Raw genomic sequence first — 26,947 nt, forward strand, 5'->3', positions numbered from 1 at the left:
GCCGCCGGCGTGCTAGGCTCGCCGCGTCACACGGGGAGGACGCCATGATCAGAACTTCCGCCATCGCGGCCGCAGCCGCGATTTCCATCGGCGCTACCGCACATGCCGGTCAGGGGATCGACATTCCGGGCGCGCTTCCGGACGGGGACACCTGCGAACGCGTCTGGGCGGACGCCGAGTCGCCGGAGATGGCCGCGGCCGTGTTCGTCGCCGCGCTCATCACGTACGAATTCGACGAGGCGGTCGCGCGCGACTGCATGACCCGCATCGTCGATGACGGCTATCTCGCCAACGGCGAGCTCAGCCGCAATTTCGACTACCTGATCGAGGTGGGCGTCGACCGTCACGCCGAGATCGCCCGGTCCTATGTCGAGGGCGCGACGCCGGAGAACGGCTATGCGCTGCCCGAGCCGCCCTGGACGATCCGCTTCGAGCGCGACCGGCGCTTCGATCTCGGCGGAGGCGAGTATCGGGTGAAGGTCGTCACGTCGGGGCAGGGGACCAGCCGGCCGGTGACGCTGCGCCGGGACGACGCGGGCCGCTACCGGATCGCGGAGGCCTCAACCCTCTTCGTCGGAGTCCACGCGCCGCAGTAGGTCGCGGGACACGCGTCCCGAGGCGAGCATCAGCAGCACGCCCGAGGCGGCGAAGAACCAGAGCCCGGGCTGGCTGGCGGCGCTGGCCAGCCCCGAGCTCGACCACATCACCATGGCCACGGCGACGACGAGCACGTCGGTGAGCGACCACTTGCCCAGCCGCTCCACCCAGGCGAGCAGCCCCGGCGAGACGGGATCGTCCGCCAGGTGGAGACGCAGGAGCACCAGCGCCTTCGCGGGCGGCGTCACCAGCGAGAACAGCGTGATCAGCACGGCCAGCGCGACCTCGTCGCTCGCCCACAACGCGGCGATGGTGTCGAGCAGCGAGTAGCTGTCCTTCCACAGCAGCAAGCGCCGCGTCTCCATCATCGGCAGCATCACGCCCAGCGGAAACAGGAAGGCGGCGAGCGCGATCAGGCCGCGCGCGAGCGCGCCGCCGGCGCCGTGACGATCAGCAGGGACGGATCGGGCCATGGGCGGATTCTAGCCGAGCCGCCCCGACGCGTCAGTAGCCGCTGAGCCGGGCTACCTCGCCCGCGCCCCACGCATCGTCGCCGAGGAATTCCCCGGCGGCCTGGGCGCGCTTGTAGTACAGGCCGATATCGTACTCGTCGGTCATGCCGACGCCGCCGTGCATCTGGATGCCTTCGGCGGCGGACAGCCGGGCGACCTCGCAGGACTTGGCCTTCGCCGCTGCGCACCAGATCGGGGCCTGGGACGGCGTTTCGTCGAGCGCGCGAAGCGCCTTCATCACCAGCGAACGCGCCAGCTCCAGCTCGCCGTAGAGATGGGCGGCGCGATGCTGGAGCCCCTGGAAGGAGGCGACGGATTTGCCGAACTGCTCGCGCTCCTTGATGTAGTCGAGCGTGGCGTCGAAGGCCTGCTCGGCGACCCCGAGGCTCTCGGCGGCCAGCCCGGCGCGTCCGGCGTTGAGGATCTGCTGATAGGCGTCCTCGGGATCGTCGGCGCCGGAGAGCAGCGCGTCGCCGTCGAGCTTGACGTCGGAGAAGTCGATATCGGCGGGCACGTGGCTGTCGACGGTGCGCCGCGGCGTGCGCGTCACGCCTTCGGCTTCGGGATCGACCATGAAGAGGTTGATCCGGTCGTCGTCAGTGCGCGCCGCGACGATCAGCAGGTCAGCGCCCATCGCGGTCGCGACGAAGCGCTTCCTGCCGTCGAGCCGGAAACCGTTGCCGTCCTTCTTCGCGCGCGTCTCGATGACGCCGGGGTCGTGGCGGGCCTTCTCGTCGACCGCGAAGGCGATGACGGTCTCGCCCGCGGCGATCTTCGGCAGCCATTCGGCCTTCTGCGCGTCGGTCCCGGCGCGGTCGAACGCCGTCGCCGCGAGCACCGAGGTGGACAGGAAGGGCGAAGCGGCCAGCGTCCGGCCCATCTCCATCAGCAGGACGCCGGCGGCGGCGTTGCCCATCTCGACGCCGCCATGGGCCTCGGGGACGAGCACGCCGCACCAGCCCATCTCGGCCATGGACGTCCAGAGGCCCCGGTCGAAGCCCTCGGCGTTCTTTTCGTCGCGCAGCTTGCGGAGCGCCGCGACGGGCGCGGACTGCGCAAGGAAGGACCGCGCGCTGTCGCGGAGCATCTGTTCTTCGTCGGAAAGCACGAAAGTCATTGCGGAAATCCCTGTCTGAAATGGCCTATTCGGTCGGCAGTTCGAGCACGCGCTTGGCGACGATATTGAGCTGGATCTCGCTCGTGCCGCCCTCGATGGAATTGGCGCGCGAGCGGAGCCAGGACCGGGCGGGATCACCGTCGGTCTCGTTCTCGCCTTCCCAGAGCAGGCCGTCGGAGCCGAGCGCGGACATGTTGAGTTCGTTCTTCCGCTTGTTCAGCTCGGTGCCGATATATTTGAGCATGGAGGCGCGCGCCCCAACGCCTTCGCCCTGGTCGGCCTCTTCCTTCACGCGCTGCATCGTGGCCTCGAAGGCCAGCCCGTCGATGGTCAGGCGGGCGACGTCGCCGCGCAGGATCGGGTCGGCGAGGCGCCCGGATTCGTCGGCCTCGCCGGACTGGTGGGCCGCCGTGACCGGGTTCAGCCCGCCGAACTGGGCTTCCGAGACGATGCCGGCGCGCTCGTGGCTCAAGAGGTATTTCGCGATGGTCCAGCCCTGGCCGGCCTCGCCGACGCGGTTCTTCACGTACGCCTTGGCGTCGTCGAAGAAGGTCTCGCAGAAGGGCGACTTGCCCGAGATGAGCTTGATCGGCTTCGTCGAGACGCCGGGCGTGTCCATGTCGATGAGCAGAAACGAGATGCCCTCGTGCTTGGGCTTGTCGGGCTCGGTGCGCACGAGCGCGAAGATCCAGTCGGACTTGTCGGCGTAGGAGGTCCAGACCTTCTGGCCGTTGACCACGTAATGATCGCCGTCGAGCACGCCCTTGGTGCGCAGCGAGGCGAGGTCCGAGCCCGCGCCGGGCTCGGAATAGCCCTGAGCCCAGCGGATCTCGCCGCGCGCGATCTTCGGCAGGTGCTCCTTCTTCTGCTCCTCGGAGCCGAACTTCAGAAGCGCCGGGCCGAGCATCCAGATGCCGAAGGAGGCCAGCGGCGAGCGCGCATTGATGCGCTTCATCTCCTCCTTGAGGACGAAGGCCTCCTCCTTGGACAGCCCGCCGCCGCCGTATTCGGTCGGCCAGGTCGGCACCGTCCAGCCCTTCTCGGCCATGCGCTCGAGCCAGATGCGCTGGTCGTCGCTGGCGAACTCGGCGTTCCGGCCGCCCCAGCAGATATCCTGCTCGCCCCTGACCGGCTCGCGCATCGCGTCCGGGCAGTTCTCCTCCAGCCAGGCGCGCGTCTCGGCGCGGAAGGTTTCGAGGGACATGGTCGCTCCTCCCATTGACGTTTACGTCAAGGTTAGGGCGGAGCCGGCGGCTTCGCCAGTCCGGATTCGGCGAAATCGCACGCGCCGGCGCGGCGAATGCGCGCGCTGCGCTTGCTCCCCGGCGCAGTCCGGATAATTAGGAGCGCGAATTGCGGCGAGGATGCTCGATGACCGTTCCGGCCTTTCACGAAACGCGCCCCTTCACGCAGCCCGGCACGGACCGGGCGATGTTCTGGTGGCTGGTCGTCGTCGCGGCGTTCGTGTGCGCGATGATCCTCGTGGGCGGCGCGACGCGTCTGACCGATTCCGGTCTGTCGATCACCGAGTGGCGTCCGGTCACCGGCGCGGTGCCGCCGCTTACGACCGATGGCTGGGAGGCGGAACTCGAGAAGTATCGCCGCATCCCCGAATACCAGGAACAGAACCGCGGCATGTCGATGGCCGAGTTCCAGTTCATCTACTGGTGGGAGTGGGGCCATCGCCAGCTCGGCCGCACGCTGGGCCTCGTCTTCGCGGTCCCGTTCGCGATCTTCCTCTTCCGCAGGCGGGTTCCCGCGCGGCTCAAGCCGCGCCTGTGGATCCTTTTCGGACTCGGCGGGCTGCAGGGCGCGATCGGCTGGTGGATGGTGTCGTCGGGGCTCGCCGACCGGCTCGACGTGAGCCAGTACCGGCTGGCGACCCATCTGGTGATGGCCTTCATCATTCTCGGCGTGACGCTGTGGACGGCGCTCGAGCTGCGCTATGGCGCGGCGCGGATCGGATCTTCCGCGCGCGTCTTTCGCTGGACGGCCGCGCTATGGGCCGGCGTGCTGCTCCAGGTCGCGCTGGGCGCCTTCGTCGCCGGGCTCGACGCCGGGCGCATCTTCACGACCTGGCCGCTGATGGAGGGCCGGCTGATCCCGGACGGCTATCTGTCCAGCCTGCCGCTCTGGCAGGCGGCCTTCGAGAGCCGGCCGGCGGTGCAGCTCCACCACCGCTGGTTCGCCTATCTGCTGACGGCCGCGGCGCTGGCGCTGGCCGTCCGGCTGAGGCGGCAAGACGACATCGCGCTGCAGCGCCTCGCCGTGGTGATGGCGATCACGATCCTCGCCCAGGTCGCGCTGGGCGTCGCCACGCTCATGGCCGCCGCGCCGCTCTGGCTGTCGCTCATCCACCAGGCCGGGGCGATCGCGCTCTTCCTGGTCGCCGGGATAACCGCCTGGGCGGCGGCCCGGGCGGGTCACTCGGGCGCGACGACGGCCCGCGAGACGACTTCGCGGGCGACCAGCTTCACCCGGGAATCGCCGGCGTCGTAGACCGCCATCACGCCGGACGAGAACGCCATCCCGCCATAGGACTCCAGCGTGAGCGCCACTGCACCGGGACGCTGGACCGCCGGGGCGTTCAAGCCATCCTCGAGTTCGAGCGCGGCGATCTCTTCGAGCGTGCGCGCGTCGAACACGATCAGGCGGCCAAGCTCCGGCGCGGGCGCGATCACCACCGGCCGGCCCAGCAGCTCGGCGTAGACCAGTTCGCTCACGGCCAGGCCCGGCGCGTCGGCGACGATCTCGCCGCCGGAATCTATCCGCGCCAGGCCGGCCGTCGGCCCGCCGATCACCAGCTCGCCGTTCGCCGAGGTGCAGGCGCGCGCGGGGAAGGGAAGCGCGATCGTCGCGCGGGTCTCGACCGACAGCGCATCCTCGCCGCGATCGCGGATCCTGAGGATCGTCGCCTCGGCGTCCTCGCCCAATACGGCGAGATCGACATAGCCGATCCCCTCGTCGAACACGCACACGCCGGCCGCGCCTTCCGACGGCGCGTCGGCGCCGAGCGGCAGCTCGGCCATCTCGCGGGTCTCGCGGATCAGGGCGTAGCTCCTGAGCGCGCCCTCGAGATCGACGCCGAACAGGAACGGGAAGCGTTCTCCCCTGAGGTCGAATCCGGCCACGGCCCCGACATCGATCAGTCGCGGGCCGGCGCTCTGAATGATGCGCTCGCCGTCGATCGTGTAGATGTCGAACCCGCCCTGGCGCATCGAGGCGGCCAGAAGCCCCGTCCAGGGCGCGTCCGGGACCGGCAGGAAGGCCAGCGACTCCACCGCACCGGCGGGCTCGAACACGTTCGTGACGAGCGCGGACTCGATCCGAGTCTCGGGTTCGGCGTCAGTGGTTTCCTCGGCGGGCGGCTCGCCGCAGGCGCTCAGGCCGAGCGCGGCTGCAAGGAGCGTCGCGCCCACGGCCCGCGCACGGCGAAAGTCCGTCCCGGTCTCTGAACGTTGAAGAAGAGAATCGATCCGTCGGGTGAAAAGCATGGTCCTGTAATCTCGCTGTATTCGCCTCCCTCGGAGGCGGCGTTGCGTCCGATTGTGTAGAGGCGGCCCTCCGGCGTCACCCCGCGTATGTACTGCTCGGCGGGCCCGTCTTCCACGACGATGAGATCGCCCCACGGCGCCACCGTGATGTTGTCGCAGTTCTCCAGAAGTCGCGGGTCCGTGCTCTCCACGAACAGCTCCAGCACGCCCGGTTCGCTCGATTCCTGCGCGTAGCCCTCGAAGCGGCTGGGGCGGTAGCGCCAGATCTGGCCGATGCGCTCCGGTCCGCCGTCGGTGCAGCAGAAGTAGACCTCGCCGTCGCCGAACCACATGCCTTCGCCGCGCGTGAAGCGCGCCGCGCCGGCCGCGACGCCGCGAGCAGCCAGATCGCCCTCGGGCGAATGGATCTCGTCGAGATCGATCCAGCGGACGGACAGCCGCTCGCCGACCGGGATCGCGTCCTCGCCCGACCAGTTGCGCGTGTCCGCGCCCGGCCGCCCTTCGATCGCCAGCGCCTGCAGCCGGCCGCCGCGCCAGAGCTCGCCGGGCCGGTCGGGCAGGAAACGATAGATCAGGCCGGGGTCGTCGTCCTCGGTCTGGTAGACGACGCCGGTGGCCGGGTCCACGGCGACGGCTTCGTGGACGAAGCGCCCGAGGCCGCGCAGCGGCACGGGATCGACCAGGCCCGTCGCGTCGGCGGCGACCTCGAAGGCATAGCCGTGATCGACGCGGGCCCGTTCGCCCGCCCTCATCAGCGTCTCCTCGCAGCTGATCCAGCTGCCCCACGGGGTCGGCCCGCCCGCGCAGTTGTTGCAGGTCCCCGCCAGCGAAAGGAACTGGCGCTCGACGCGCAGGGTCTCGGGGTCGACATCCACCGTGGTCGTTCCGCCCAGGTGCGGCTCGCCCTCGGGCGTGAAGTCGAAGATGCGCGTCTCGTCGACCCGCGCCAGGCGCTCGGCGTTGGCGCCGAAGGCCGACTTGTCGGCCTCGTCCGGATAGAGCTCGTGATTGCGAACCAGCGTCACCCGGCCGTCCGGACCGGGAAACGCCGCCATGCCGTCATGGTCGCCGGGGACCAGCAGACCGTCGTCCATCAGGTCGCCGAACTCGGAGAAGACCGCGTAGCTGAAGTCCTCCGGCAGATCGAATAGCCGCCGCGGATCGGCGACGAGCGGGCCGAAGCCCTCGACCTCGCTGAGATAATCCGCGTCGACGCCGCGCCCGCATCCTGCGAGCACGGGCAGGCCGGCGAAGGCCGTCGAAGTCGCGGCGGCGGAGCGCAGGAAGGCGCGGCGGGAGACGGTCATGCGGCCTCGCGTGAACAGATGCCCCGGCCGTGTTTAGCGCGAAGCCGCGCGCGGCGCGACACCCCGACGCCGAAATATACGGTAGTGTAATACCGTGCATTTAGCGCCCTGAATCCATACGCTTTCCGGAACGCGCCCATTGACCTTTGACGGGCGCGCGCGTAAGGAAGCCGCAGACGCGCCGGGGGAGGTCCCCGGCGCACGCCGTTTGATCGAGGCCGAAGCGATGAAGACCTTTACCGCCAAGCCTGCCGACGTCGAGCACAAGTGGGTCGTGATCGATGCGGAGGACGCCGTCGTCGGCCGTCTCGCCGCCTACATCGCCACCCGGCTGCGCGGCAAGCACCGTCCGGACTACACGCCCCATGTCGACACCGGCGACCATGTCGTCGTGATCAACGCCGACAAGGTGCGGTTCACCGGTCGCAAGACCGACGACAAGCGCTATTACCGCCACACCGGCCATCCCGGCGGCATCAAGGAGACCAGCCCGCGCAAGCTGCTCGAGGGCAAGTTCCCCGAGCGCGTCGTCGAGGCCGCGGTCAAGCGCATGCTGCCCAAGGAAAGCCCGCTGGCGCGCAAGCAGTTCTCGAAGCTGCGCGTCTACGCCGGCGCCGAGCATCCGCACGAGGCGCAAAAGCCCGAAGTCGTCGACTTCAAGTCCCTCAACGCCAAGAACGCGCGGAGCTGATCATGGCTGAACAAGCTCGCTCTCTCGAAGATCTGAAGTCCGCGCTCAAGGAAGCGGAATCGCCGATCACCCCGGACGTCGAGGAGGAAGCCCTTCCCGAACCGAAGATCGACGAGCACGGCCGCTCCTACGCCACCGGCAAGCGCAAGAACGCGATCGCGCGCGTCTGGATCAAGCCGGGTAACGGCAAGATCGAGGTCAACGGCCGCGACCAGGAGACCTATTTCGCGCGGCCCGTGTTGCGCATGCTCCTGCAGCAGCCGTTCGAGACCGCCGACCGCAAGGACCAGTTCGACGTCTACGCCACCGTCACCGGCGGCGGCCTGTCGGGCCAGGCCGGCGCGGTGCGCCACGGCATCTCGCGCGCGCTGACCTTCTACGAGCCGGGACTGCGCCCCGTGCTCAAGGCCGGCGGCTTCCTCACCCGCGACTCCCGCGTGGTCGAGCGCAAGAAGTACGGCAAGAAGAAAGCCCGCCGCAGCTTCCAGTTCTCGAAGCGCTAGGGCGGCTCCCGCGACAGCGGGCGCTTGCAGACGAAGAGACGGGCGGTCGCGATGCGGCCGCCCGTTTTTGTTTGCTAGACGACGCCACTCAAACTTGCGTCGCCGTCCCGTTTGCGGAAGATCGCCAGCGCGCGCGGGGGGAGGCGGCCCTTGATTGAAAAGCGAAAACTGCCGCGGTCGTTGCGGATCGCGCTCGTGGGGTCGATCGGACTGCTTGGAGCAGGCGTTGTCCTGTTCGGCGCCTCAGAGAAGTTCCAGGCATGGACGAACATCCACTCCGGCTCGCTGTCTCTGGTTCAAACCTACCTGGCGCTGAACCTTGCCGTGCTGGTTTCCAGCTGGCGGGTCGGTATGAATCTGCCGTCGCCCGGTCTCCGGCGGACGATCGCGTACATGCTGCTGGTGTTCCCCGTCTACGGTGTCGCCATCATCAATCTTGGCCTTGTGGTTTGTCTTGTTTTCGACTTCAGCACAGAGAGACTGTGGCTGCTCGGGCTCTCTCCGCCTGCTATCGCTGCAGGTTGGCTCTTCTTCCGGCTCAGTGATGAGAGCGCTCGCGACCACGCCAGTGCAGGTGCGGGACTGTCTGAAAAGCGTCTCGACGAATCGAACCGCGAGGGACACTCGTCCGCGGAGGCGGTTGCGAATGACTCGGCCGGTTGGTTCATGGCGGCGGCGGTTTCGGCGATCACACTGCCGCTGATCGTCTTATGGTTCGGCCTCGGCGCGCTCGTCTTCGAACTGATGCGCTTGGCCGTATTTGAAGGGGCTGTCCTCCCGCTTGAGCGATTGCTCCAAGCGATCAAGGATGATTTCTGGCTGGAGCTGGGCCTCTACGCCGCGATCATTCCGCTCGCTGTTGTCGTTCTTCTAGCCATCTTGGGGTTGGGGAGATTCGTCATCGCGCGTTTCTTGTCCGGCGACCCCCGCCGATACAGGCGGCGCTTGACGGAAGCCGAGCAGGAATTCCTCGTCGCAGCGCGCGAGCGGCTAGCGGAGTACGCGTCCGCGCAGACCTATCCGCGGTACTGGGCTTTTCTTGCGGTGGCTGCAATCCCGCTCGGCGGCATGGCGATTGGAATGGCGTGCGCTACGAGCGGCGCGTACTTCCTAACCCTCCTTCTGCGGAACTCAGTAGCTCTCTCCGATTACAACGACATCGTGCTTGAAAGCGATATTATTGGTTTTGCAGTGGTATTGGGTGTGTTCGCCGGAATCACGCTCATCTGGCCGCTGGGCCAGATAGCGGGACGGACGAGTGCGGGCTTCGCCGAATTCCTTTACCTGCGATGCGGCTGGAATACGACGAATTCGCAGGCGCGCCCGCCGGAGCAGCTGGCGCGTGAGCTCGAATTCGATCTGCGACGCGACCGGCTGAAGCCCGATACGGAGTTCGATCCGGGCGCATACGTTCAGCAAGCCTATCGCAGATACGACGGCGCCTCGGCGGCCGTCGGGTCCCTTGCCATCGCCGTCACCTTGGTCTTCACAGTGCTCGACGCCTTTTCGTTTCAGGCGTTCACGCGCGACGAGATGATCCGCTCAGGCTATTGGTCGTTCGCACGCGAGTCGTATCGATATGGGGACGCGGCAGGCTTGGAGACGGCCTGTTATTCCGGCGAAAGGGATGATCAACCGGCGTTCTTCACCAAATATCATCTTGTTACGGAGAACGGGCGTCGGTTCCGACTGGACGAATTGCTCGAGCGGGGCGAACTCGCCGTTATCGAGCAGATCGATGCTCAGGTGCGCGCCGCATCCGTCGAGCGAGTTGAGTACGAACGTTCCGGCCTGTTCGGCGGAAACGTCGGGCCCGCGGTCGACTCAACCTGTTCTTCGGAACTGGAACGCCGGTTCGGAGAGGACGCGGATCGCGTACGCCGCATCCTCCATCTTGAACCGCAAGCGGAGCGAGGCGGCTAGCTCCGCACCTTCACGTATTCGCCCGGGGCCGGGCAGATCGGCTCGAGCTCGCCGCCGCCGGGTTCGCGGGCGGTGACCATGGCGTCGTCCATCCCGAAGAGCCAGTCGCGCCAGTAGGGCCACCAGGAGCCGGGATGCTCCTCGGCGCCTTCGAGCCATTCCTCCCGCGTGGCGGGCAGGGCGTCGTTGATCCAGTGCTGATACTTTTTCGCGCCGGGATGATTGACGACGCCGGCGATGTGGCCCGAGCCGGCGAGGAGGTACTGCGCCGGTCCGCCGAACAGCTTCACCGAGCGATAGACCGACTCCGCGGGCGCGATGTGGTCCTGGGCCGAGGCCTGCATCATCACCGGGACCTTGACCTTCGACAGGTCGAGCGTGTGCCCGCCGATCTCCAGTTCGCCTTTGGCCAGAAGGTTTTTCCGGTAGAAGCTGTCGAGATAGTATAGGTGCAGCGCCTTGGGCATGCGCGTCTGGTCGGCGTTCCAGTAGAGCAGGTCGAAGGCCTGGGGCTGCTTGCCGAGCAGATAGTTGTTGATGACGAACGACCAGACGAGGTCGTTCGAGCGCAGCATGTTGAAGGTGTCGGCCATGGTGCGCCCGTCGAGCACCCCGCCCTGGACGTCCATCAGCCGCTCGATCTCCTTGAACCATTCCTCGTCGATGAAGACGAGGAGGTCGCCGGCGCGCTCGAAATCGAGCTGGGCGGCGAAGAAGGTCGCCGAGGCGATCCGGTCGTCGCCCTCGGCGGCCATCAGCGCGAGCGCGGCGCCCAGCATCGTGCCGCCGATGCAGTAGCCCACGGCGTCGACCTGCTTCTCGCCGGTGGCGTCCTCGATCTTGTCGAGCGCGGTGAACAGGCCCTGGCGGATATAGTCCTCGAAGGTCTTGTCCTTGAGGCTCGCGTCCGGATTGACCCAGGAGATCAGGAAGACGGTGAAGCCCTGCTCGACCAGCCATCGGATCATCGAGCCGGCCGGGCGCATGTCGAGGATGTAGTACTTGTTGATCCAGGGGGGCGCGATCAGCAGCGGGCGCTTGCGCACCTCGTCGGTCGCCGGCGCGTACTGGATCAGCTCCATGATCTCGTTGCGGAAAACGACCTGTCCGGGCGTCGCGGCAAGATCCTCGCCGACCTTGAAGCCCTCCATGTCGGTCTGCGACAGGGCGAGCCGGCCATGACCGCGCTCGAGGTCGTTGACGAGGTTCATGAGACCGCGCGTCAGGTTCTCGCCGCGGCTCTCGAAGGTCGCCTGGAGTACGTCGGGATTGGTCAGCGCGAAATTCGTCGGCGCCATGGCGTCGACCATCTGGCGGGTGATGAACTCGACCTTGCGCTTGGTCGCCTCGTCGACGCCTTTCGCGCCCGAGATCAGCCCCATCAGGAAACGCTGGTTGAGCAGGTAGGACTGCTTCATGGCGTCGAAGAACGGGTTGTCCGACCAGGCCTCGGAGCGCCACCGCTTGTCGCCTTTCTCCGGCTCGATCGCGGGGTCGGCCTGTTCGCCCATCATGCGCTTGGTCGCGCCGCCCCACAGATCGAGATAGCCGCGATAGAGGTCGGCCTGGGCCTGGAGGATGAGCTCGGGGTCGGCGGCGATCTTGCCCCAGACGTCGACGAGTTCCGGCGCGGCGTGCAGCGGATCGGCCTGGGGCGTCAGCTCCGGATCGCCCTCGAGCGAGCGCCGCATCACGTCGCTCATCAGCTTCTGGCTCTTCAGCGAGGCCTGCATGACGTTGCGGGAGACCTCCTCGAGCCGGTCGAGATCGGCCTGCGAGACGGCGGGGAAATCCGACCAGCCGAGCGCGGCCTCCGCCTCGGGCGCCGATTTGGCCGCCGGCTTCTCCGAGCCGGATTCGCGCGCCTTCGCCGAAGCCGCCTTCGACGGCTTCGCCGCGCTTTTCGCGCGGAGCTTGCGCGGCGTGGAGGGGGCCTTGTCCGACTTTCGCTGCGCCATCGTTCCGATACTCCTCTGAAAACGTGACACCGCACGCCGCGAACGTATAGAAACCATTCGGCGCGTCCACTGCGCGGGAGGTCGCAAGTGCGGTTCAGTTCAGCATTCAGGGCGGGGCTTGCGGCGTTCGCCGCCGCAGGCGCATCGAGCTGCATGACGATCCGGCCCGAGCCGACCGAGGCGCGCTGGACCGATGAACTGCTCGCCGCGGACGAGGCCGCGCCGACGCCGGCCTACGTGCCCGAACGACGCTTGCCGGACGGCGAACTCGCCCGCATGACGGCTGAGACCGATGTTCTGATCCGGGTGGCCGCGCAGGTGCGCGTCAACGCCCAGGCCCTTCGCAGCGCGTTCGACGCCGAGGCCTACGCCGCCGAATCGCTGCGCCGCGCCGAACCGCCGGCGCCCGACCCACGCTGACACCGCGGCTCCCCGCGCCGGGGAATCCGCTTACGCTCGAATTTCATTGCAGGAAGCTTGTTGAATGTCTGAAGGCCGCGCCCTCGAACGTCTCGCCCTTGAATCCCTCCACGCTGCGGAGACCGCCGCGATCGCCGCGGCGAAGCTCGCCGGACGCGGCGACAAGATCGCCGCCGACCAGGCCGCCGTCGACGCCATGCGCACCGGCCTGAACGCGATGGAGATGAAGGGCCGCATCGTCATCGGCGAGGGCGAGCGCGACGAGGCGCCGATGCTCTATATCGGCGAGGAGGTCGGATCCGGGCAGGGCCCGGAGATCGACATCGCGCTCGATCCGCTCGAGGGCACCAGCCTGACGGCGAAGGGCATGGCCAACGCGCTCGCCGTGCTCGCGCTGGCGCCCCGCGGCGGGTTGCTGCACGCGCCCGACACCTACATGGACAAGATCGCCGTCGGCCCCGGCTTCCCCGAAGGCGTGATCGATCTCGACGCCTCGACGAAAGACAATGTCGCCGCGCTGGCCAAGGCGCGCGGCGTATCGCCGTCGGACATCACCGCCTGCGTTCTGGAGCGCGATCGCCACCAGCACATCATCGATGACCTGCGCGCGGTCGGCGCGCGCGTCATGCTGATCCCGGACGGCGACGTCGCCGGCGTCATCGCGGTCGCCGACCCCGAGGCGGATCCCGACATCTATATCGGCCGGGGCGGCGCGCCCGAAGGCGTGCTCGGCGCGGCGGCGCTGCGCTGCCTGGGCGGTCAGATGCAGTGCCGGCTTCATTTCCGCACCGACGAGGAGCGCGAACGCGCCCGCCGGGTCGGCGTCGAGGATCTCGACCGTAAATATGACCTCGCCGAGCTCGCCTCGAAGGACTGCCTGTTCATCGCCACCGGCGTGACCGACGGCGCGCTGGTAGCAGGCGTTCACGAATCCGGCGGGCTCGTCTCGACGGAGTCGCTGATCTTCTCCTCGGTCACGGGCGCGCGGCGCCGCGTGCAGACCCGGACCCGCATCGACGCATGACGGTCGAGCCCGCCATCCGCTCCGACGCCGGCCCGGACGAGCCGCTGTTCGGCGTCGAGCGGTCGCTGGCGGGCAAGGCCTGGCGGCTCAACCCCGCCGACGACCGCATCGCCGGCGAGATCGCGCGGATCTCGGGATGTCCGGACGCGCTGGCGCGCCTGCTCGCCGCACGCGGTATCGCGCCGGACGCCGCGGCCGGCTTCCTCGCGCCGCGCCTGCGCGACAGCTTCCCCGATCCCACGCGCTTTCAGGACATGGACAAGGCCGCGGGCCTGATCTGGGACGCGATCACCGCCGGGCGGAAGATCGCCGTGTTCGCCGACTACGACGTGGACGGGGCCACCTCGGCGGCCCAGCTCTCGGGCTGGCTGGGCGCGGTCGGCGCCGAGCCGCTGATCTACGTGCCCGACCGGATCGAGGAGGGCTATGGCCCCACAGCCGAGGCGTTCGCGCATCTCAAGGATGAGGGCGCCGAGCTCGTCCTCACCGTCGATTGCGGCGCCGCGGCGCTCGAGCCGCTCCGGGCCGCCGAATCCATCGGACTGCCGGTGATCGTGATCGATCATCACATGATGAGCGGCGAGACGCCGCCGGCCGCCGCACTGGTCAATCCCAACCGGCCCGACGACGAATCGGGCTGCGGACACATGGCCGCCGCCGGCGTGACTTTCGTGCTGCTAGCCGCGCTCAATCGCGAGGGCCGACGTCGGGGCGCGTTCGGAAACGCCGAAGCGCCCGACATTCTCGGATTCGCCGATCTCGCCGCGCTGGGCACGATCTGCGACGTCGTCCCGCTCACCGGCGTCAATCGCGCCGTCGTCGCCCAGGGGCTGAAGGTGATGAGCGCCTGGGCGCGGCCGGGACTGGCCGCGCTCGCCGAGGCCGCCGGGCTCTCGGGCGAGGCGACGCCCTATCACGCCGGGTTCCTGATCGGCCCGCGCATCAATGCGGGCGGCCGCGTGGGCAAGTCCGATCTGGGCGCAACGCTGCTCACCACCGGGGACGCCGACGAAGCCCGGCGCATCGCTGCGGAGCTCGACCGGCTCAACGCCGAACGCCGCGAGATCGAGGCCGACGTGCTGGAGGCCGCGCTCGCGCGCATCGAACGCGAGGCCGATCCCGACGCCGACCCGGTTCTGATCGCAGCGGGCGAGCACTGGCACGCCGGCGTGATCGGCATCGTCGCCGGGCGCATCAAGGAGCGCTTCAACCGGCCCTCGATCGTCATCGGGATCGATCCCGAGACCGGGCTGGCCAAGGGTTCCGGCCGGTCGTGCAAGGGCGTCAATCTCGGCGCGGCGATCGGCGCGGCGCGCGCCGAAGGCCTGCTCGTCGCCGGCGGGGGCCACCCGATGGCGGCGGGCCTGACGGTCGCCGCCGACGCGATCGATGATTTCCGCGCCTTCATGCGCGAACGCCTGGCGCCGGAATGGGAAGCCGCCCACGAGGCGCGCCGCTACGACATCGATGCGGTGATCAGCCCGTCGGCGGTCAATTTCGAGTTCTGCTCGGCGCTACAGGCCGCCGCGCCCTACGGCGTCGGCAATCCCGAGCCCCGGTTCGCCTTCGCCGACCTGCGCAAGCGCTACGCCGAGCGCGTCGGCAAGGACCATGTGCGCTTCGCCTTCGAATCGGAGGCCGGCGCGCGGCTGCAGGGCATCGCGTTCCGCGTCGCCGACAATCCGATCGGCGCGGCGCTCCTGGAAGGCGGGGAGGGGCCGTGGCACGCCGCGGGCCGCCTCAAGGCCGAGGACAATCGCTTCGGCCGGCGCGCCGAGCTTCACCTCGAGGATCTCGCGCCGACGGAGTGAAAAAGTCGCTGCGTCGCCGACGCCAATGACTTGCATCCCGGATTCGGGGCGGATATATGGTGCGCCTCGCGAGATCGCGGGCCCTTCGTCTAATGGTTAGGACGCCAGGTTTTCAACCTGGAAACAGGGGTTCGATTCCCCTAGGGCCTGCCACTCGCGTTCACCCGCCATAACCGAAGCGCCGTCCGGACGTGCTTGCCTGTGCGCCGTCGTGCTAGCGTCCTCCCTGACGGGCCGGGGAGGGTGCGTTGATAAGATACCTCAAGATCCTGCTGATCCTGCTGGTTGCCCTGTGGGGGCTGATCGGGGCGTTCGGCAATCTGGCCAAGCCGGACGTGGCCTACGACGCCGTGGCCGAGGTCGCCGCGATGGAGGCGCTCCCGGCCGGCGAGCGGCCGCCTTGGGCGACGCAGAGCCCGACCGTGATCTGGCTCGGCGCCACCCTGATCGTCGCGGGCAAGATCGCCGCCTTCGTCTTCTGCGGCGGGGGCGCGATCGCCATGCTGCGCGCGGTAAACGCCGACAGCGCCGGATTCCAGCGCGCCAAGCGCTGGGCCTTGCTGGGTTGCGGCCTCGCCGTCGCCTCGCTGTTCGGCGGATTCACCGTCATCGGCGAGACGCTGTTCCTGATGTTCCTCGACGAGGGAACGGCCCAGGCCGGCGCGGCGGCCTTCCGCTATGGCGGCTTCATCGCGCTGATCATGATCTTCACCGCGCTGGAGGACTGAGCCGCCGACGCCGGCCCGGCGCCGTGATCACCCCGCCCTTTCGATCGCCTCGGTGATCAGTTCGCGCGCGCGGTCGACGCCGTGCCAGCCGCCGATCTTCACCCACTTGCGCGGCTCGAGATCCTTGTAGTGCTCGAAGAAGTGGGTGATGCGCGCGAGCTGGGCCTCGTGGACGTCGGTGTAGTCGCGGATCTCGTCGTAATAGGGGCTGAGCTTGGGGTGCGGCGCGGCGAGGATCTTCTCGTCGATGCCGCTCTCGTCCTCCATCAGCAGCACGCCGATCGGCCGGGTGCGCACGACGCAGCCCGGTATGAGCGAGGTCTGGCCGAGCACCATGACGTCGATCGGGTCGCCGTCGTCGGACAGGGTGTGGGGCACGAAGCCGTAATTGCACGGATAGCGCATGGGCGTGTGCAGGAAGCGGTCGACGAAGACCGTGCCGGCGTCCTTGTCCATCTCGTACTTCACCGGCTCGCCGCCGACGGGGACTTCGACGATGACGTTGATGTCGTCGGGCGGGTTCTCGCCGATGGAAATCTTGTCGAGGCGCATGGGGAGGGCTCCGGCTTCTTTAAGGCGCGCGGAGATAAGCCGGGCGCGCCCGGTCGGGCAAGCCGGGGACTGCACAGCGTGGACCGCGGCGCAAAGAAAAGCGGCGCCCCGCGAAGGGCGCCGCCGGAGAGAGACCCGAACGGGTCGACAGGTTCTAGTATTGCTTGCGGATCGTGATCCCGAACGTCCGCGGCTGGTTGGTGCGGAACGCCAGGCGGGCGCGTCCGCCGCGCTCCCGGTCGAACGACAGGTTCGCGTTCTCGTCGAAGACATTGTCGACGAAGACCGTGATCTGCAGATCGCCGTAATCGAGGCCGGCGCTGAGATAGGCGACCTCATAGGGATCCAGCTCGAGATCGAGCGACGTCACCTCGGTCCCGGTCGCCCCGCCGAAGGGCAGGCCGGAGACGAAGTCGCCGGCTCCGGGGACCTGGTCGCCCGGCTGGGTGTAGCGCGACCCGATATGCTGGACCGCCGCGGTCACGAAACCTTCCGCCGTCGCGCCCGCCCAGGGCGCCGGGAAGGTGTAGATCGCGCTCGCGGAGAACTGCGTCTCCGGCACGGAGGCCAGGCGGTTGCCCTCCTCGACGCCGCCGAGAATCGAGCCGTCGCCGGCCCGGACGGTGGAATCGAACTCGGCCTCGACCACGCTGCCGGCGAAAGCCAGCGTCAGCCCGTTGGTCGGCTGCAGGGTCAGTTCGGCCTCGACGCCGGCGGTGTGCGCCTCGGGCACGTTGAACGAGATCCGCGACGAGCAGGAGCCCGCGTCCAGCGTCACCTGGAGATCGCTGATGTCGGTATAGAAGGCCGCCGCGTTGAACGTCACGCCGCGGCTCTGCGACTTCACGCCGACTTCGTAGTTCCACAGCGTCTCGTCGTCATAGTCCTGAAAGGCGCCGAAGGTCGCGAGGTCCGCCGGCGTGCACAGCGCGGTGTTGAGCGGGTCGTTGACGCCGCCCAGGCGGAAGCCCTGGGAGGCCTGCGCGTTGAGCGTCAGCTCGTCGTTGACTGCGTAGCTCGCCATGAAGCGCGGCGTGAAGCCGTCCGACGAGGTCTCGTCGACGACGCCCGTGTCGCCCGCGGCGAACAGGCCGCCGGTCGTGATGGTCCGCGTCTCGTCGAACTCGTACCAGCGTCCGCCGGCGGTCAGGTCGAGCCGGTCGGTCGCCGCCCAGGTGGCTTCGCCGAACACGGCCAGCTGCTCGATCGTGTAGGGCAGGTCCGAGTTGAACGGCGAGTCGGCCGGGAAGCCGTTGGCCACCGCCGCCGACGTGCCGGCGCCGAGCGTGGCGTCGGTGAACGCGTCGTATCCCGGGGTGGGAAGGCGCTGGGCGTAGACCCGGTCGGTCTCGGCGTAGAAGGCGCCGATGATCCATTCGAGCGGACCGGCGCCGTTGGAGCTCAGCCGGACCTCCTGGGTGAACTGCTCGACTTCGGTGGTATCGCGCAGGTTCGAGGGCAGCAGCACGCCCGCGTCCGGAAATCCGAGATCGACCGAGACGCTGCCGCTCAGCGCGCTGGCGTCGCGGCTGACGAGGATGCTGCGGTCCGTGTAGCTGCTGATCGAGGTCAGCGTCGCCGGCCCGAAATCGTAGCTGGCGGTGAGGTCGGCCAGCAGGAATTCGTCGCTGAAGCCTTCGTCGAGCAACAGGTATTGCTGACGCTCGCCCAGCTGGATCGCCGGCCGCGTCGTCGTGTAGGGGTTGGCGTAGAGATTGTAGACTTCCTGGCGGTTGAAGCCGTCGGTCTCGATCTCCTGGTAGACGACGCGCGGCGTGATCGTGAGATTTTCCGTCGGCTCGAAGCGCAACGCGGCGCGCACGCCCGTCCGGCTGCCGCTGTTGACGTTCTCGTCAACGCCGCCGCCCTCGCGCAGCGCGTCGATGAAGCCCCCGTACTCGGTGTGGTAGCCGACGACGCGCAGCGCGGCCGTCTCGCCGAGCGGCATGTTCGCCATGCCCTTGATATGGCCGCCGGTCCCGCCGTCGTCGATCTGATTGATCTCGGCTTCGGCGGAGGCCTCGAACCCGCTCGGGTCGGGCTCATTGGTGATGTAGCGGATCGTGCCCCCGATCGACCCGGATCCGAACAGCGTGCCCTGCGGCCCGCGCAGCGTCTCCACCCGGTTGAGGTCGTAGAGATCGATATCCGGCGTGAACAGGGACAGCGAGATCACCGATTCGTCGAGATAGACGCCGACCTGCTCCTTCACGCCGGGCTGGTCGCGCACGATCTGGCCGGCCGACACGCCGCGGATCGCCACCTGGCTCTGGCCGGGCCCGAGATTCTGGATCGAGAGGCCCGCGATATTGCGCGAGAGATCCTCGAGCGTATCCGCGCCCGTGCGCTGGATATCGGCCTGGGTCTGGGCGTTGATCGAGAAGGGAACATCCTGAAGCGACTGCTCGCGTTTCGTCGCGGTGACCACGATGACTTCCGTCTCTTCAACGGCGCCGGCCGGCTCCTGCGCATGAGCCGCACCTGCCAGCGCGAGCGCAAGCCAGCTCACGCCCGCTCCCGAAAAAAGAACGCTCTTTGGATATTTCATCGCTTTCTCCCCGTGCTCATTTTCTATGAACAAAGGTTAACGCGGCTCACGGCGATGTGAATGCATGAAATATGATGAAATGCAGCAGCCCGATCCGCGCGCAGCCCAGTCCACGCGATTGCGCGCGCCGGGGCGGGCGGCTAGCTTGCGCGCCATGACACGCCTCATCGCACTCTTCGCCGCCTTCGCCTTCGCCACCGCCTCGGCCGCGGCGCAACCCGTCGACCCCACGGCGCGCGACGCCGTCGTCGAGTACGGCGGCCCTGAGCCGGTCGTCGTCGAAACGGACGCCGGACCGGTGCGATTCTCCGCCGAGATCGCCGACACCCCGGCCAGCCGCCAGCGCGGCATGATGTGGCGGGAGTCGATCGCGCCGGACGAGGCGATGCTGTTCGATTTCGGCCAGGTGCGCCCGGTCACGATCTGGATGCGGAACACGCTGATCCCGCTGGACATCGTCTATATCCGCGCCGACGGCACGATCGCCAAGGTGGTCGCTCACGCCCAGCCGCGCTCGCTGCGCCAGCTGCCGTCGGATTTCCCGGTGATCGGCGTGCTGGAAATCGCCGGCGGTCGCGCCGCCCAGGCGGGGATCGCGCCGGGCGACCTCGTCCGCCACGCCATGTTCGGCACGACCGAGGCCGATGCGCCGGAGACCGAGGCGCCCGCCGACGCTGACGCGTCCGAGGGCGGGGAGGGCTGATCGGCTTGCCTCGCCGGCCGGCGCGGCCTAAACCGGCGTCGGCGCCGGGGCGTAGCGCAGCCTGGTAGCGCATCTGCTTTGGGAGCAGAGGGTCGCTGGTTCGAATCCGGCCGCCCCGACCAACTCAATCCGCTTCGGCGTCGGCCGCCGCAAGCGTCATCAGGTGAGGACGATCGCTCATGTTCGCGAAGATCTATCGCCCGTCGAAAACCGCCATGCAGTCGGGCCGCGCGAAGACCAAGCGCTGGGTGCTCGAGTTCGAACCCCGTCACGCCAAGCGGCCCGATCCCCTGATGGGCTGGGCGAGCAGCACCGACATGCAGCGCCAGGTCACGCTTCGCTTCGACACGAAGGACGAGGCGGTCGAATACGCGCGGCGCCACGGCATTCCCTTCCGCGTGCGCGACGTTCATGAAGCGCCACGTCCCGTGAAGTCATATGCGTCCAATTTCGCCTATGACCGCAAGGAGCCCTGGTCGCACTGAACCGCGACGCCTCCGTAGCTCAACCGGATAGAGCACCCGCCTTCTAAGCGGACGGTTGCAGGTTCGAGTCCTGCCGGAGGCGCCAGACCCTGCCCTAATCCGCCAGCGCCTGCTCGATATCCGCCCAGAGATCATCGACGTCCTCCAGCCCGATCGCGAGCCGGATCAGCGCGCCGTCGGCCGTCCAGGAGCCGGCCGGTCGCCTGAGCTGGCGATCGCAGGGCATCGCCAGGCTCTCGAACCCGCCCCAGGAGAAGCCCAGCGCGATGAGCTCGAGGCGATCGAGCATCGCCTCGGCCTCGCGCCCCGATACGTCCTTCAGGACCACGCCGAAGCATCCCGCCGCGCCCGAGAAATCGCGTCGGAACAGCGTGTTGTCCGGGCTGTCCTCGAGACCTGGATGCAGCACCTCGGCGACGCGCGGATGCGCCTGCAGGCGTCGGGCGATCTCCAGGCCCGACGCGCCGGATCGCTCCATTCGGAGCGCCAGCGTCCGATACCCCCGCAGGGCGAGGAAGGCGTCGTCCGGCGAGACATGCAGCCCGTAGCGGATCTCCCGCCGCGCGAGCGCATCGGCGTCGTCTCCGCGCGCCGCCACCGAGCCCATCAGGAAGTCGGCATGGCCGCCCACATACTTGGTCAGCGCCTGGGCGGCGAAATCGACGCCGAGCTCCAGCGGATTCATCAGGAGGCCCGCGCTCCAGGTGTCGTCGATCACCGTCTTCGCGCCGACGCGGCGTGCCGCGTCCGCGATCGCGGGAACGTCCTGAACCTCGAAGGTGAGCGAGCCGGGCGACTCCATCAGGACGCACCGCGTCTCCTCGGAAAGCAGGTCGGCGATGCCGGCGCCGATCCGGGGAGCGTAGTAGCGCGGCGTGACGCCAAGCCGGGGCAGCTCCTCGTCGCAGAAATAGCGCACCGGACCGTAGACGCTGTCGGAGATGAGCGCCTCGCCGGGGCCCTCCACGGCCAGCCGCAGCGCGAGCGCGACCGCGGCGAGTCCCGACGACGCGAGCGCGACATGGTCGGCGCCGTAGAGATCGGCGAGCGCATCGCGGAGTTCGGCCTGCGGGCTGAGCCCGCCGCGCGCGTAGTGGAAGGGGCGTTTCGCAGGTGCGTAGAGGGCTTCCGAGCTTCGAGCCAGCAGGGTCGAGGCGCGCTGGACCGACGGGTTGACCAGTCCGTCGTCGTCGTCGGGCCGCCCGGCATGGATCAGGCGCGTGGTTCGTTTCATGTCGACGCCGCTTCCGCTGTTCGCTAAACCCGAAGCGTGCCCCAGCCTTAGGCCCGGAGGAAGAGGTGGCGACTGCGCCGTTCTTCGATCTGTTCACGCCGCGTCGTCTCGCACGCGCGGCGGCGGCGTTCGCGTTGGGTTTCACGGTTTCCGAGAGCGGATTCGAGGAAATGGGCTCCCAGCTGGAGGCGGTCCGCGATCGCGGCGTGCTGCGCTGCGGTGTGGACACCGGGCTGGAAGGCTTCGCGATCCGCAATGAAGAGGGCCGCTGGACGGGCTTCGAAGCCGATCTCTGTCGCGCCTACGCCGCGGCTTTCCTGGGCGACGCCCGCCGGGTCGAGTTCGTGCCGCTGACGACGGCGGAGCGCTTCGAGGCCGTCGTCGACGGCCGCGCCGACATCCTGATCCGCAACACCAGCTGGACCTTTGCGCGCGACGCCGGCTTCGAGGTGAGCTTCGCGGGCGTCTACTATTATGACGGCCAGGGCTTCATGACCCCAGCCGATCTCGGCGTGTCGAGCGCCCGGGAGCTTGACGGCGCGCGCATCTGCGTTCAACGGGCGACCACGACCGTTCTCAATCTCAACGACTACGCCGCGACCTACGACATCAGCTTCACGCCCGTCGAAAGGGAGACGGCGGCGGCCGCGCTCGAATCCTACGAGGCCGGCGAGTGCGACGCGTTCACCAACGACATCTCTTCGCTGGCCGGCCTGCGCGTGACGCTCGAGGATCCCGAGGCGCATGTCCTGCTGCCCGACGTGATCTCCAAGGAGCCGCTCGGGCCCGTGGTTTCGGCCGATGATCCGCGCTTCGCCGAAGCCGCGCGCTGGGTGCTGTATGCGCTCATCGCCGCCGAGGAGTACGGGGTCACCCGCGACAATGCCCGCGAGCTTGCGGAGACCTCGCGCAATCCGGAGGTCCGCCGCCTGCTCGGCGCGGAGGGCGCGATCGGCGAAGAGCTTTATCTCGAGCCGGACTTTGCGCTCGATGCGATCGCCGCCGTCGGCAATTACGGCGAGCTGTTCGAGCGGCATCTCGGAGCTGACTCGCGTCTCGGCCTCAGGCGCGGCCTCAACGCGCAATGGTCCCAGGGCGGGCTGCTCTACGCGCCGCCTTTCCGCTAGGCGGCGTCCATCCACGGCGGGACCGGCAATTCCTTCTCGCGCAGGAAATCCGGGTTGTAGAGCTTCGACTGATAGCGCTGGCCGTGATCGCAGAGAATGGTCACGATGGTGTGGCCGGGTCCCATCTTGCGCGCCAGTCGGACCGCGCCGGCGATATTGATCCCGGCCGAGCCGCCCAGGCACAGGCCTTCCTCCTGGACCAGGTCGAACAGGATCTCGAGCGCCTCGGCGTCGGGTATCCGGAAGGCCTCGTCGATCTCGACGTCCTCCAGGTTCGCCGTGATGCGGCTCTGGCCGATGCCCTCGGTGATCGAGGTCCCCTCGGCCTTGAGCTCGCCATGGGCGTAATAACCGTAGAGCGCCGCGCCGCCGGGATCGGCGAGTGCGATCCGCACGTCCTTGCGGCGTTCCTTGAGCGCCATCGACACCCCGCCGATCGTGCCGCCCGAGCCGACGGCGGCGGCGAAACCGTCGACCTTCCCGCCGAGCTGGTCCCAGATCTCCGGGCCGGTGGTTTCGTAGTGCGCCTTGCGATTGGCGATGTTGTCGAACTGGTTGGCCCAGATCGCCCCGTTCGGCTCGGACGCGTTCAATTCCTCGGCGAGACGGCCGGAGTAGCGCGCATAGTGGTTGGGGTTGGAGTAGGGCGCGGCGTCGACCTCGATCAGCTCGGCGCCCATCAGCCGGATCGCATCCCGCTTCTCCTGTGATTGGGTGCGCGGGAAAACGATCACCGTGCGATAGCCGAGCGCGGATCCGACCATCGCCAGGCCGATGCCCGTATTGCCCGCCGTGCCCTCCACGATGGTCCCGCCGGGCCTGAGCAGGCCCTTCTCCTCGGCGTCGCGGATGATGCCCAGCGCGGCGCGATCCTTCACCGAGCCGCCCGGATTGAGGAACTCGCACTTGCCGAGGATCTCGCAACCAGTCTCTTCGGAGGCTTTGCGAAGGCGGAGGAGCGGGGTGTTCCCGATCAGGTCGATGACGTTGGTCGCGGCGGCGGGCATGGCGCGGTCTCCTCGTGAAGGTGACCGCAAGCTAGGCGCCCCCGCCTGGGGGTTCAACGCCGGCAGGGCGCGAATGAAGCGGCCGTGATCCGAACAGCGGGGCGACGCGTATTACGTATGTCCAGTTCAGGCAGGAGCCCCCTCATGATCCGCGCCCTCGCATTCGTCGTTTGCCTCGCCGCCGCGCCGGCCGCCGTCGCGGACGTCGCGCCGGAGCCCGAGCCCCGCCCGGGCCAGTCGATCGTGTTCGACGTCTATCGCGGGAATGCGGAATTCGGCGAGCATCGCGTCGAGTTCTCCGAAGAAGAAGATGCGCTCAAAGTCGACGTCTCCATTCGCCTCCGGGCCGGCCTCGGTCCGATCACCATGTTCCGCTACGAACACGAGTCCACGGAACGCTGGCGCGGCGACGAGCTCGTCTCGCTGCGCGCGCGCACGCTGAAGGACGGCGAGACTTACCGCGTGGCGGCCGAGCGCACGCGCGAAGGCCTGCGGGTCCGCGGCGAGGACGAGGCCGGGGCTTTCGACGAATTGTTCCAGTCGGCGCCGCCGCCGTCCTCGCACTGGCATCGCTACGGCGTCGAGCTCGACCGGATGATCAGCACCGAGACCGGGCGGCCCCTGCCGGTCGACGTGCAGTATCTCGGCGAGGAGCGCATCGCGGGAGACGGCGGCACGATCCGCGCTCACCGGTTCCGCGTCGTCAGCGATATCACCGTCGATCTCTGGTATGACGAGAACGGCCACTGGGCCGGCTGCGCCTTCGAAGCCCGCGGCCAGTCGATCCGCTATGTCCGCCGCGCGCCGCCGCAAAGCTTCAGCTGAGCCATGGCTGCTCTCCGCCTCGTCCTGGGCGACCAGCTGACGCGCGACATCGCCAGCCTGCGCGACCTCGACCCCGAGGCGGATCTGGTCGTGATGGCGGAGGTCGACACCGAGGCGACCTATGTGCGTCACCACAAGAAGAAGATCGCCTTCGTCTTCTCGGCGATGCGCCATTTCGCCGCCGAGCTGGAGGCCGAAGGCGTCCGGATCGCCTACACGCGCATCGACGATCCGGACAATACGCACAACCTGCGCGGCGAGGTCGCCCGCGCCCTGGAGCCGGGCGGATTCGACGAGGTGGTCGCGGTGGAGCCCGGCGAATATCGGCTGCGCGAAGAGATGGAGAGCTGGCCCGGGGCGCTCGGCGTTCCCGTACAGGTGCGCCGCGACGATCGCTTCATCTGCTCGCGCGAGCGCTTCGACGCCTGGGCCGAGGGCCGCAAGCGGCTCACCATGGAGTATTTCTACCGCGAGATGCGTCGCGAGACGGGCCTGCTGATGGAGGGCGACGAACCCGCCGGCGGCCGATGGAACTTCGACCATGACAACCGCCAGGCGCTGCCCACGGGAATCGACATTCCCGAGCGTCCGGCCGTCGCGCCCGACGCGATCACGCGCGAGGTTCTGGACACGGTGGCCGACCGCTACGCCGATCACTTCGGCGATCTCGAGCCGTTCGGCTACGCGGTCGCCTCCGCGGACGCCGAAGCCCAGCTCGACTGGTTCGTCGCCCACGCCCTGCCACGCTTCGGCGATTACCAGGACGCAATGGCCGAAGGCGAGGCCTTCCTCTTCCACTCCGTCCTGTCGATGTATCTCAACGCCGGGCTGCTGGACCCGATGGCCGTCTGCCGCGTCGCCGAGCAGGCCTGGCGCGACGGCGAAGCGCCGATCAACGCCGTGGAGGGCTTCATCCGGCAGGTCCTCGGCTGGCGCGAGTTCGTGCGCGGGATCTACTGGCGCTTCATGCCGGGCTATCTCGAGCGCAACCATCTCGCGGCGACGCGCCCGCTGCCGGACTTCTACTGGACCGGCGAAACCGACATGGCCTGCGTCGCCGACGTGGTGCGCACCACGCGCAAGCACGCCTACGCTCACCACATCCAGCGGCTGATGGTGACGGGCAATTTCGCGCTTCTGGCCGGGGTCGACCCGGCCGAGGTCAACGCCTGGTATCTCGCCGTCTACGCCGACGCCTATGAATGGGTGGAGGCGCCGAACACGCACGGCATGGCGCTCTACGCCGACGGCGGGCTGATGGCGACCAAGCCCTACGCCGCCGGCGGCGCCTATATCGACCGGATGAGCAATCACTGCGCGGGCTGCGCCTACTCGGTGAAGGCGAAGACCGGCGAAACCGCCTGTCCGTTCAATTACCTCTACTGGAATTTCCTGATCGAGAACGAAGACAGGCTGCGGGACAACCATCGGCTCGGCATGATCTACAACACGCTCGACCGCATGAGCGCCGAGAAGCGATCCGCCGTGCGCGCGGATGCCCGCCGCTTTTTTGATCGCATCGGCGTCGCCCGCGAAGAGGAGACCGCGTCATGACCCCGCGTCCCGCGACACCGGCCGACGGCGTGTGCTGGATCACCGGCGCGAGCTCGGGGATCGGGGCCGCGCTGGCCCGACGCATGGCGCAGCAGGGCTGGACGGTCGTCATCTCCGCGCGCAGCCAAGAGGCGCTGGAGGAGCTGGCAGGGGAGGGCCGAGGCCGCATTCACGCCGCGCCGCTCGACGTCACCGACGCCGCCGCGGTCGAGGAGACGGTCGCGGGGATCGAAGACGAGCACGGACCGATCGCGCTCGCCGTTCTGAACGCCGGCGTCTACATCCCCGTCGCCGCCGAAGCCCCCGAGTTCGACGCCTATCGCAAGACGTTCGACGTCAATCTCGCCGGGACGGCGGCGTGTTATTGCGCGCTCGCCCCGCGCATGGTCGCGCGCGGATCGGGACAGATCGCGATCGTGTCCTCGGCGACGGCGTTCGGCGGCATGCCGACGGCCTCGGCCTATGGCGCGACCAAGGCCGCGCTTCTCAACATGGCCGAGTGCCTGCGCATCGAGCTTCACCGTCACGGCGTGCTCGTCCAGGCGGTCACGCCGGGCTTCGTCGAGACGCCCGCCCAGGAAGATAATGAATTTCCCAAGCCGTTCATGATCAGCCCCGAGACGGCGGCCCGCCGGATGGCGGCGGGGTTCCGGTCCCGCCGCTTCGAGATCACCTTCCCGCGGCGTTTCACCTGGATGCTGAAGCTGATCTACGCCCTGCCGAAGGCCTGGTATCTGCCGCTCGTGCGCAAGCAGACGGGCTGGGGGAAGGCGGGGGACGACTGACGCGTCTCGCATCCGCCAACTCCGTGTCATGACCGGGCTTGT

Annotated in this window: 25 protein-coding genes and 3 tRNA genes; 18 read left to right on the top strand and 10 right to left on the bottom strand. The window is 68.5% G+C overall.

What is annotated here, in order from left to right; all coding sequences use genetic code 11:
• Positions 1-44: 44 nt before the first annotated feature.
• Positions 45-596, top strand: a complete 552-nt coding sequence (locus tag DDZ18_RS05350) for a DUF6935 domain-containing protein (protein WP_109252354.1) — start codon at positions 45-47, stop codon at positions 594-596.
• Here DDZ18_RS05350 and DDZ18_RS05355 read toward each other — a convergent pair.
• The 3 genes from DDZ18_RS05355 to DDZ18_RS05365 are packed head-to-tail and all read right to left on the bottom strand — an operon-like array spanning position 561 to position 3,430.
• Positions 561-1,070 (bottom strand): paraquat-inducible protein A, encoded by a 510-nt coding sequence (locus DDZ18_RS05355; protein ID WP_109252355.1) that lies wholly within the window; start codon positions 1,068-1,070, stop codon positions 561-563. The genes DDZ18_RS05350 and DDZ18_RS05355 overlap by 36 nt on opposite strands.
• Before the next feature lie 31 nt (positions 1,071-1,101).
• Entirely contained in the window at positions 1,102-2,226 is a 1,125-nt protein-coding gene (locus DDZ18_RS05360) for an acyl-CoA dehydrogenase family protein (protein WP_109252356.1), read from the bottom strand.
• A gap of 25 nt (positions 2,227-2,251) precedes the next feature.
• Positions 2,252-3,430 carry an acyl-CoA dehydrogenase family protein gene (locus tag DDZ18_RS05365; protein ID WP_109252357.1) on the bottom strand — a complete coding sequence of 393 codons (1,179 nt, stop codon included), beginning with the start codon at positions 3,428-3,430 and terminating at the stop codon, positions 2,252-2,254.
• 167 nt (positions 3,431-3,597) lie between these two features.
• Between DDZ18_RS05365 and DDZ18_RS05370 the strand changes: the two genes are divergently transcribed.
• The gene (locus DDZ18_RS05370) at positions 3,598-4,725 is read left to right on the top strand and encodes a COX15/CtaA family protein (protein WP_109252358.1); all 1,128 of its coding nucleotides are present in this window, start codon (positions 3,598-3,600) and stop codon (positions 4,723-4,725) included.
• On the opposite strand, the gene DDZ18_RS05375 is transcribed toward DDZ18_RS05370, so the two are convergent.
• Positions 4,650-5,645, bottom strand: coding sequence for a hypothetical protein (locus DDZ18_RS05375; RefSeq protein WP_109252359.1), 996 nt, complete (start codon positions 5,643-5,645; stop codon positions 4,650-4,652). The genes DDZ18_RS05370 and DDZ18_RS05375 overlap by 76 nt on opposite strands.
• A complete protein-coding gene (locus tag DDZ18_RS05380; protein WP_109252360.1) occupies positions 5,609-7,027 on the bottom strand; it encodes an alkaline phosphatase PhoX in 1,419 nt (472 codons plus the stop codon). The genes DDZ18_RS05375 and DDZ18_RS05380 overlap by 37 nt, the downstream gene beginning before the upstream one ends.
• A gap of 226 nt (positions 7,028-7,253) precedes the next feature.
• Between DDZ18_RS05380 and rplM the strand changes: the two genes are divergently transcribed.
• The 3 genes from rplM to DDZ18_RS05395 all read left to right on the top strand — a co-directional run bounded on the left by rplM (position 7,254) and on the right by DDZ18_RS05395 (position 10,144).
• Positions 7,254-7,718, top strand: coding sequence for a 50S ribosomal protein L13 (gene rplM / locus DDZ18_RS05385; protein WP_109252391.1), 465 nt, complete (start codon positions 7,254-7,256; stop codon positions 7,716-7,718).
• 2 nt (positions 7,719-7,720) lie between these two features.
• On the top strand, positions 7,721-8,221 hold the full coding sequence (gene rpsI, locus DDZ18_RS05390; protein WP_109252361.1) for a 30S ribosomal protein S9: 501 nt from the start codon (positions 7,721-7,723) through the stop codon (positions 8,219-8,221).
• A 150-nt stretch (positions 8,222-8,371) separates the two neighbouring features.
• The gene (locus DDZ18_RS05395; RefSeq protein ID WP_146190613.1) at positions 8,372-10,144 is read left to right on the top strand and encodes a hypothetical protein; all 1,773 of its coding nucleotides are present in this window, start codon (positions 8,372-8,374) and stop codon (positions 10,142-10,144) included.
• Here the strand turns inward: DDZ18_RS05395 and phaC are convergent.
• The gene (gene phaC / locus DDZ18_RS05400) at positions 10,141-12,102 is read right to left on the bottom strand and encodes a class I poly(R)-hydroxyalkanoic acid synthase (protein ID WP_199241131.1); all 1,962 of its coding nucleotides are present in this window, start codon (positions 12,100-12,102) and stop codon (positions 10,141-10,143) included. The genes DDZ18_RS05395 and phaC overlap by 4 nt on opposite strands.
• Positions 12,103-12,255: 153 nt before the next feature.
• Between phaC and DDZ18_RS05405 the strand changes: the two genes are divergently transcribed.
• The 5 genes from DDZ18_RS05405 (at position 12,256) to DDZ18_RS05425 (ending at position 16,085) form a co-directional block, all read left to right on the top strand.
• Entirely contained in the window at positions 12,256-12,522 is a 267-nt protein-coding gene (locus DDZ18_RS05405) for a hypothetical protein (RefSeq protein ID WP_109252364.1), read from the top strand.
• Between the two features lie 64 nt (positions 12,523-12,586).
• The gene (gene glpX, locus DDZ18_RS05410) at positions 12,587-13,546 is read left to right on the top strand and encodes a class II fructose-bisphosphatase (protein ID WP_109252365.1); all 960 of its coding nucleotides are present in this window, start codon (positions 12,587-12,589) and stop codon (positions 13,544-13,546) included.
• Positions 13,543-15,357: a single-stranded-DNA-specific exonuclease RecJ gene (gene recJ, locus DDZ18_RS05415; protein ID WP_109252366.1), complete on the top strand. Its 1,815-nt coding sequence runs from the start codon at positions 13,543-13,545 to the stop codon at positions 15,355-15,357. The genes glpX and recJ overlap by 4 nt, the downstream gene beginning before the upstream one ends.
• A gap of 78 nt (positions 15,358-15,435) precedes the next feature.
• Positions 15,436-15,510 (top strand) — tRNA-Glu (locus tag DDZ18_RS05420).
• A 95-nt stretch (positions 15,511-15,605) separates the two neighbouring features.
• Positions 15,606-16,085 carry a DUF2165 family protein gene (locus DDZ18_RS05425; protein WP_109252367.1) on the top strand — a complete coding sequence of 160 codons (480 nt, stop codon included), beginning with the start codon at positions 15,606-15,608 and terminating at the stop codon, positions 16,083-16,085.
• Positions 16,086-16,112: 27 nt separating this feature from the next.
• Here DDZ18_RS05425 and ppa read toward each other — a convergent pair whose 3' ends face one another.
• Both ppa and DDZ18_RS05435 read right to left on the bottom strand, forming a co-directional pair.
• Positions 16,113-16,637, bottom strand: a complete 525-nt coding sequence (gene ppa, locus DDZ18_RS05430) for an inorganic diphosphatase (RefSeq protein WP_109252368.1) — start codon at positions 16,635-16,637, stop codon at positions 16,113-16,115.
• 154 nt (positions 16,638-16,791) lie between these two features.
• Entirely contained in the window at positions 16,792-19,185 is a 2,394-nt protein-coding gene (locus DDZ18_RS05435) for a TonB-dependent receptor (protein ID WP_109252369.1), read from the bottom strand.
• 154 nt (positions 19,186-19,339) lie between these two features.
• On the opposite strand from DDZ18_RS05435, the gene DDZ18_RS05440 reads away from it, so the two are divergent.
• From DDZ18_RS05440 to DDZ18_RS05455, 4 genes are all read left to right on the top strand, one after another.
• Positions 19,340-19,888, top strand: a complete 549-nt coding sequence (locus tag DDZ18_RS05440; RefSeq protein WP_109252370.1) for a DUF192 domain-containing protein — start codon at positions 19,340-19,342, stop codon at positions 19,886-19,888.
• Between the two features lie 45 nt (positions 19,889-19,933).
• Positions 19,934-20,010: transfer RNA gene (locus DDZ18_RS05445), tRNA-Pro, on the top strand.
• Between the two features lie 57 nt (positions 20,011-20,067).
• On the top strand, positions 20,068-20,373 hold the full coding sequence (locus DDZ18_RS05450; RefSeq protein ID WP_109252371.1) for an ETC complex I subunit: 306 nt from the start codon (positions 20,068-20,070) through the stop codon (positions 20,371-20,373).
• Positions 20,374-20,381: 8 nt separating this feature from the next.
• Positions 20,382-20,458, top strand: a tRNA-Arg gene (locus DDZ18_RS05455).
• 9 nt (positions 20,459-20,467) lie between these two features.
• Here the strand turns inward: DDZ18_RS05455 and metC are convergent.
• Positions 20,468-21,607 carry a cystathionine beta-lyase gene (gene metC / locus DDZ18_RS05460; protein ID WP_109252372.1) on the bottom strand — a complete coding sequence of 380 codons (1,140 nt, stop codon included), beginning with the start codon at positions 21,605-21,607 and terminating at the stop codon, positions 20,468-20,470.
• 65 nt (positions 21,608-21,672) lie between these two features.
• On the opposite strand from metC, the gene DDZ18_RS05465 reads away from it, so the two are divergent.
• A complete protein-coding gene (locus DDZ18_RS05465) occupies positions 21,673-22,734 on the top strand; it encodes an amino acid ABC transporter substrate-binding protein (protein ID WP_233245719.1) in 1,062 nt (353 codons plus the stop codon).
• Here DDZ18_RS05465 and DDZ18_RS05470 read toward each other — a convergent pair.
• The gene (locus DDZ18_RS05470) at positions 22,731-23,741 is read right to left on the bottom strand and encodes a cysteine synthase A (protein WP_109252373.1); all 1,011 of its coding nucleotides are present in this window, start codon (positions 23,739-23,741) and stop codon (positions 22,731-22,733) included. The genes DDZ18_RS05465 and DDZ18_RS05470 overlap by 4 nt on opposite strands.
• 144 nt (positions 23,742-23,885) lie before the next feature.
• On the opposite strand from DDZ18_RS05470, the gene DDZ18_RS05475 reads away from it, so the two are divergent.
• Genes DDZ18_RS05475 through DDZ18_RS05485 form a run of 3 tightly spaced genes read left to right on the top strand, consistent with a single transcriptional unit; the run spans position 23,886 to position 26,905 of the window.
• Positions 23,886-24,566 carry a DUF6134 family protein gene (locus DDZ18_RS05475; RefSeq protein ID WP_109252374.1) on the top strand — a complete coding sequence of 227 codons (681 nt, stop codon included), beginning with the start codon at positions 23,886-23,888 and terminating at the stop codon, positions 24,564-24,566.
• 3 nt (positions 24,567-24,569) lie between these two features.
• Positions 24,570-26,120 (top strand): cryptochrome/photolyase family protein, encoded by a 1,551-nt coding sequence (locus tag DDZ18_RS05480; RefSeq protein ID WP_109252375.1) that lies wholly within the window; start codon positions 24,570-24,572, stop codon positions 26,118-26,120.
• Positions 26,117-26,905, top strand: coding sequence for an SDR family NAD(P)-dependent oxidoreductase (locus tag DDZ18_RS05485; RefSeq protein WP_109252376.1), 789 nt, complete (start codon positions 26,117-26,119; stop codon positions 26,903-26,905). The genes DDZ18_RS05480 and DDZ18_RS05485 overlap by 4 nt, the downstream gene beginning before the upstream one ends.
• The last annotated feature ends 42 nt before the right edge of the window (positions 26,906-26,947 follow it).

The organism is Marinicauda salina, from assembly GCF_003122085.1.
Lineage (GTDB): Bacteria > Pseudomonadota > Alphaproteobacteria > Caulobacterales > Maricaulaceae > Maricicauda_A > Maricicauda_A salina.

Bases quoted from the DNA above. Each gene is read 5' to 3' on its own strand.
- DDZ18_RS05350 (WP_109252354.1), top strand. From the start codon at position 45: ATGATCAGAACTTCCGCCATCGCGGCCGCAGCCGCGATTTCCATCGGC.
- DDZ18_RS05355 (WP_109252355.1), bottom strand. From the start codon at position 1,070: ATGGCCCGATCCGTCCCTGCTGATCGTCACGGCGCCGGCGGCGCGCTC.
- DDZ18_RS05360 (WP_109252356.1), bottom strand. From the start codon at position 2,226: ATGACTTTCGTGCTTTCCGACGAAGAACAGATGCTCCGCGACAGCGCG.
- DDZ18_RS05365 (WP_109252357.1), bottom strand. From the start codon at position 3,430: ATGTCCCTCGAAACCTTCCGCGCCGAGACGCGCGCCTGGCTGGAGGAG.
- DDZ18_RS05370 (WP_109252358.1), top strand. From the start codon at position 3,598: ATGACCGTTCCGGCCTTTCACGAAACGCGCCCCTTCACGCAGCCCGGC.
- DDZ18_RS05380 (WP_109252360.1), bottom strand. From the start codon at position 7,027: ATGACCGTCTCCCGCCGCGCCTTCCTGCGCTCCGCCGCCGCGACTTCG.
- rplM (WP_109252391.1), top strand. From the start codon at position 7,254: ATGAAGACCTTTACCGCCAAGCCTGCCGACGTCGAGCACAAGTGGGTC.
- rpsI (WP_109252361.1), top strand. From the start codon at position 7,721: ATGGCTGAACAAGCTCGCTCTCTCGAAGATCTGAAGTCCGCGCTCAAG.
- phaC (WP_199241131.1), bottom strand. From the start codon at position 12,102: ATGGCGCAGCGAAAGTCGGACAAGGCCCCCTCCACGCCGCGCAAGCTC.
- DDZ18_RS05405 (WP_109252364.1), top strand. From the start codon at position 12,256: ATGACGATCCGGCCCGAGCCGACCGAGGCGCGCTGGACCGATGAACTG.
- glpX (WP_109252365.1), top strand. From the start codon at position 12,587: ATGTCTGAAGGCCGCGCCCTCGAACGTCTCGCCCTTGAATCCCTCCAC.
- recJ (WP_109252366.1), top strand. From the start codon at position 13,543: ATGACGGTCGAGCCCGCCATCCGCTCCGACGCCGGCCCGGACGAGCCG.
- ppa (WP_109252368.1), bottom strand. From the start codon at position 16,637: ATGCGCCTCGACAAGATTTCCATCGGCGAGAACCCGCCCGACGACATC.
- DDZ18_RS05435 (WP_109252369.1), bottom strand. From the start codon at position 19,185: ATGAAATATCCAAAGAGCGTTCTTTTTTCGGGAGCGGGCGTGAGCTGG.
- DDZ18_RS05440 (WP_109252370.1), top strand. From the start codon at position 19,340: ATGACACGCCTCATCGCACTCTTCGCCGCCTTCGCCTTCGCCACCGCC.
- DDZ18_RS05450 (WP_109252371.1), top strand. From the start codon at position 20,068: ATGTTCGCGAAGATCTATCGCCCGTCGAAAACCGCCATGCAGTCGGGC.
- metC (WP_109252372.1), bottom strand. From the start codon at position 21,607: ATGAAACGAACCACGCGCCTGATCCATGCCGGGCGGCCCGACGACGAC.
- DDZ18_RS05470 (WP_109252373.1), bottom strand. From the start codon at position 23,741: ATGCCCGCCGCCGCGACCAACGTCATCGACCTGATCGGGAACACCCCG.
- DDZ18_RS05475 (WP_109252374.1), top strand. From the start codon at position 23,886: ATGATCCGCGCCCTCGCATTCGTCGTTTGCCTCGCCGCCGCGCCGGCC.
- DDZ18_RS05480 (WP_109252375.1), top strand. From the start codon at position 24,570: ATGGCTGCTCTCCGCCTCGTCCTGGGCGACCAGCTGACGCGCGACATC.
- DDZ18_RS05485 (WP_109252376.1), top strand. From the start codon at position 26,117: ATGACCCCGCGTCCCGCGACACCGGCCGACGGCGTGTGCTGGATCACC.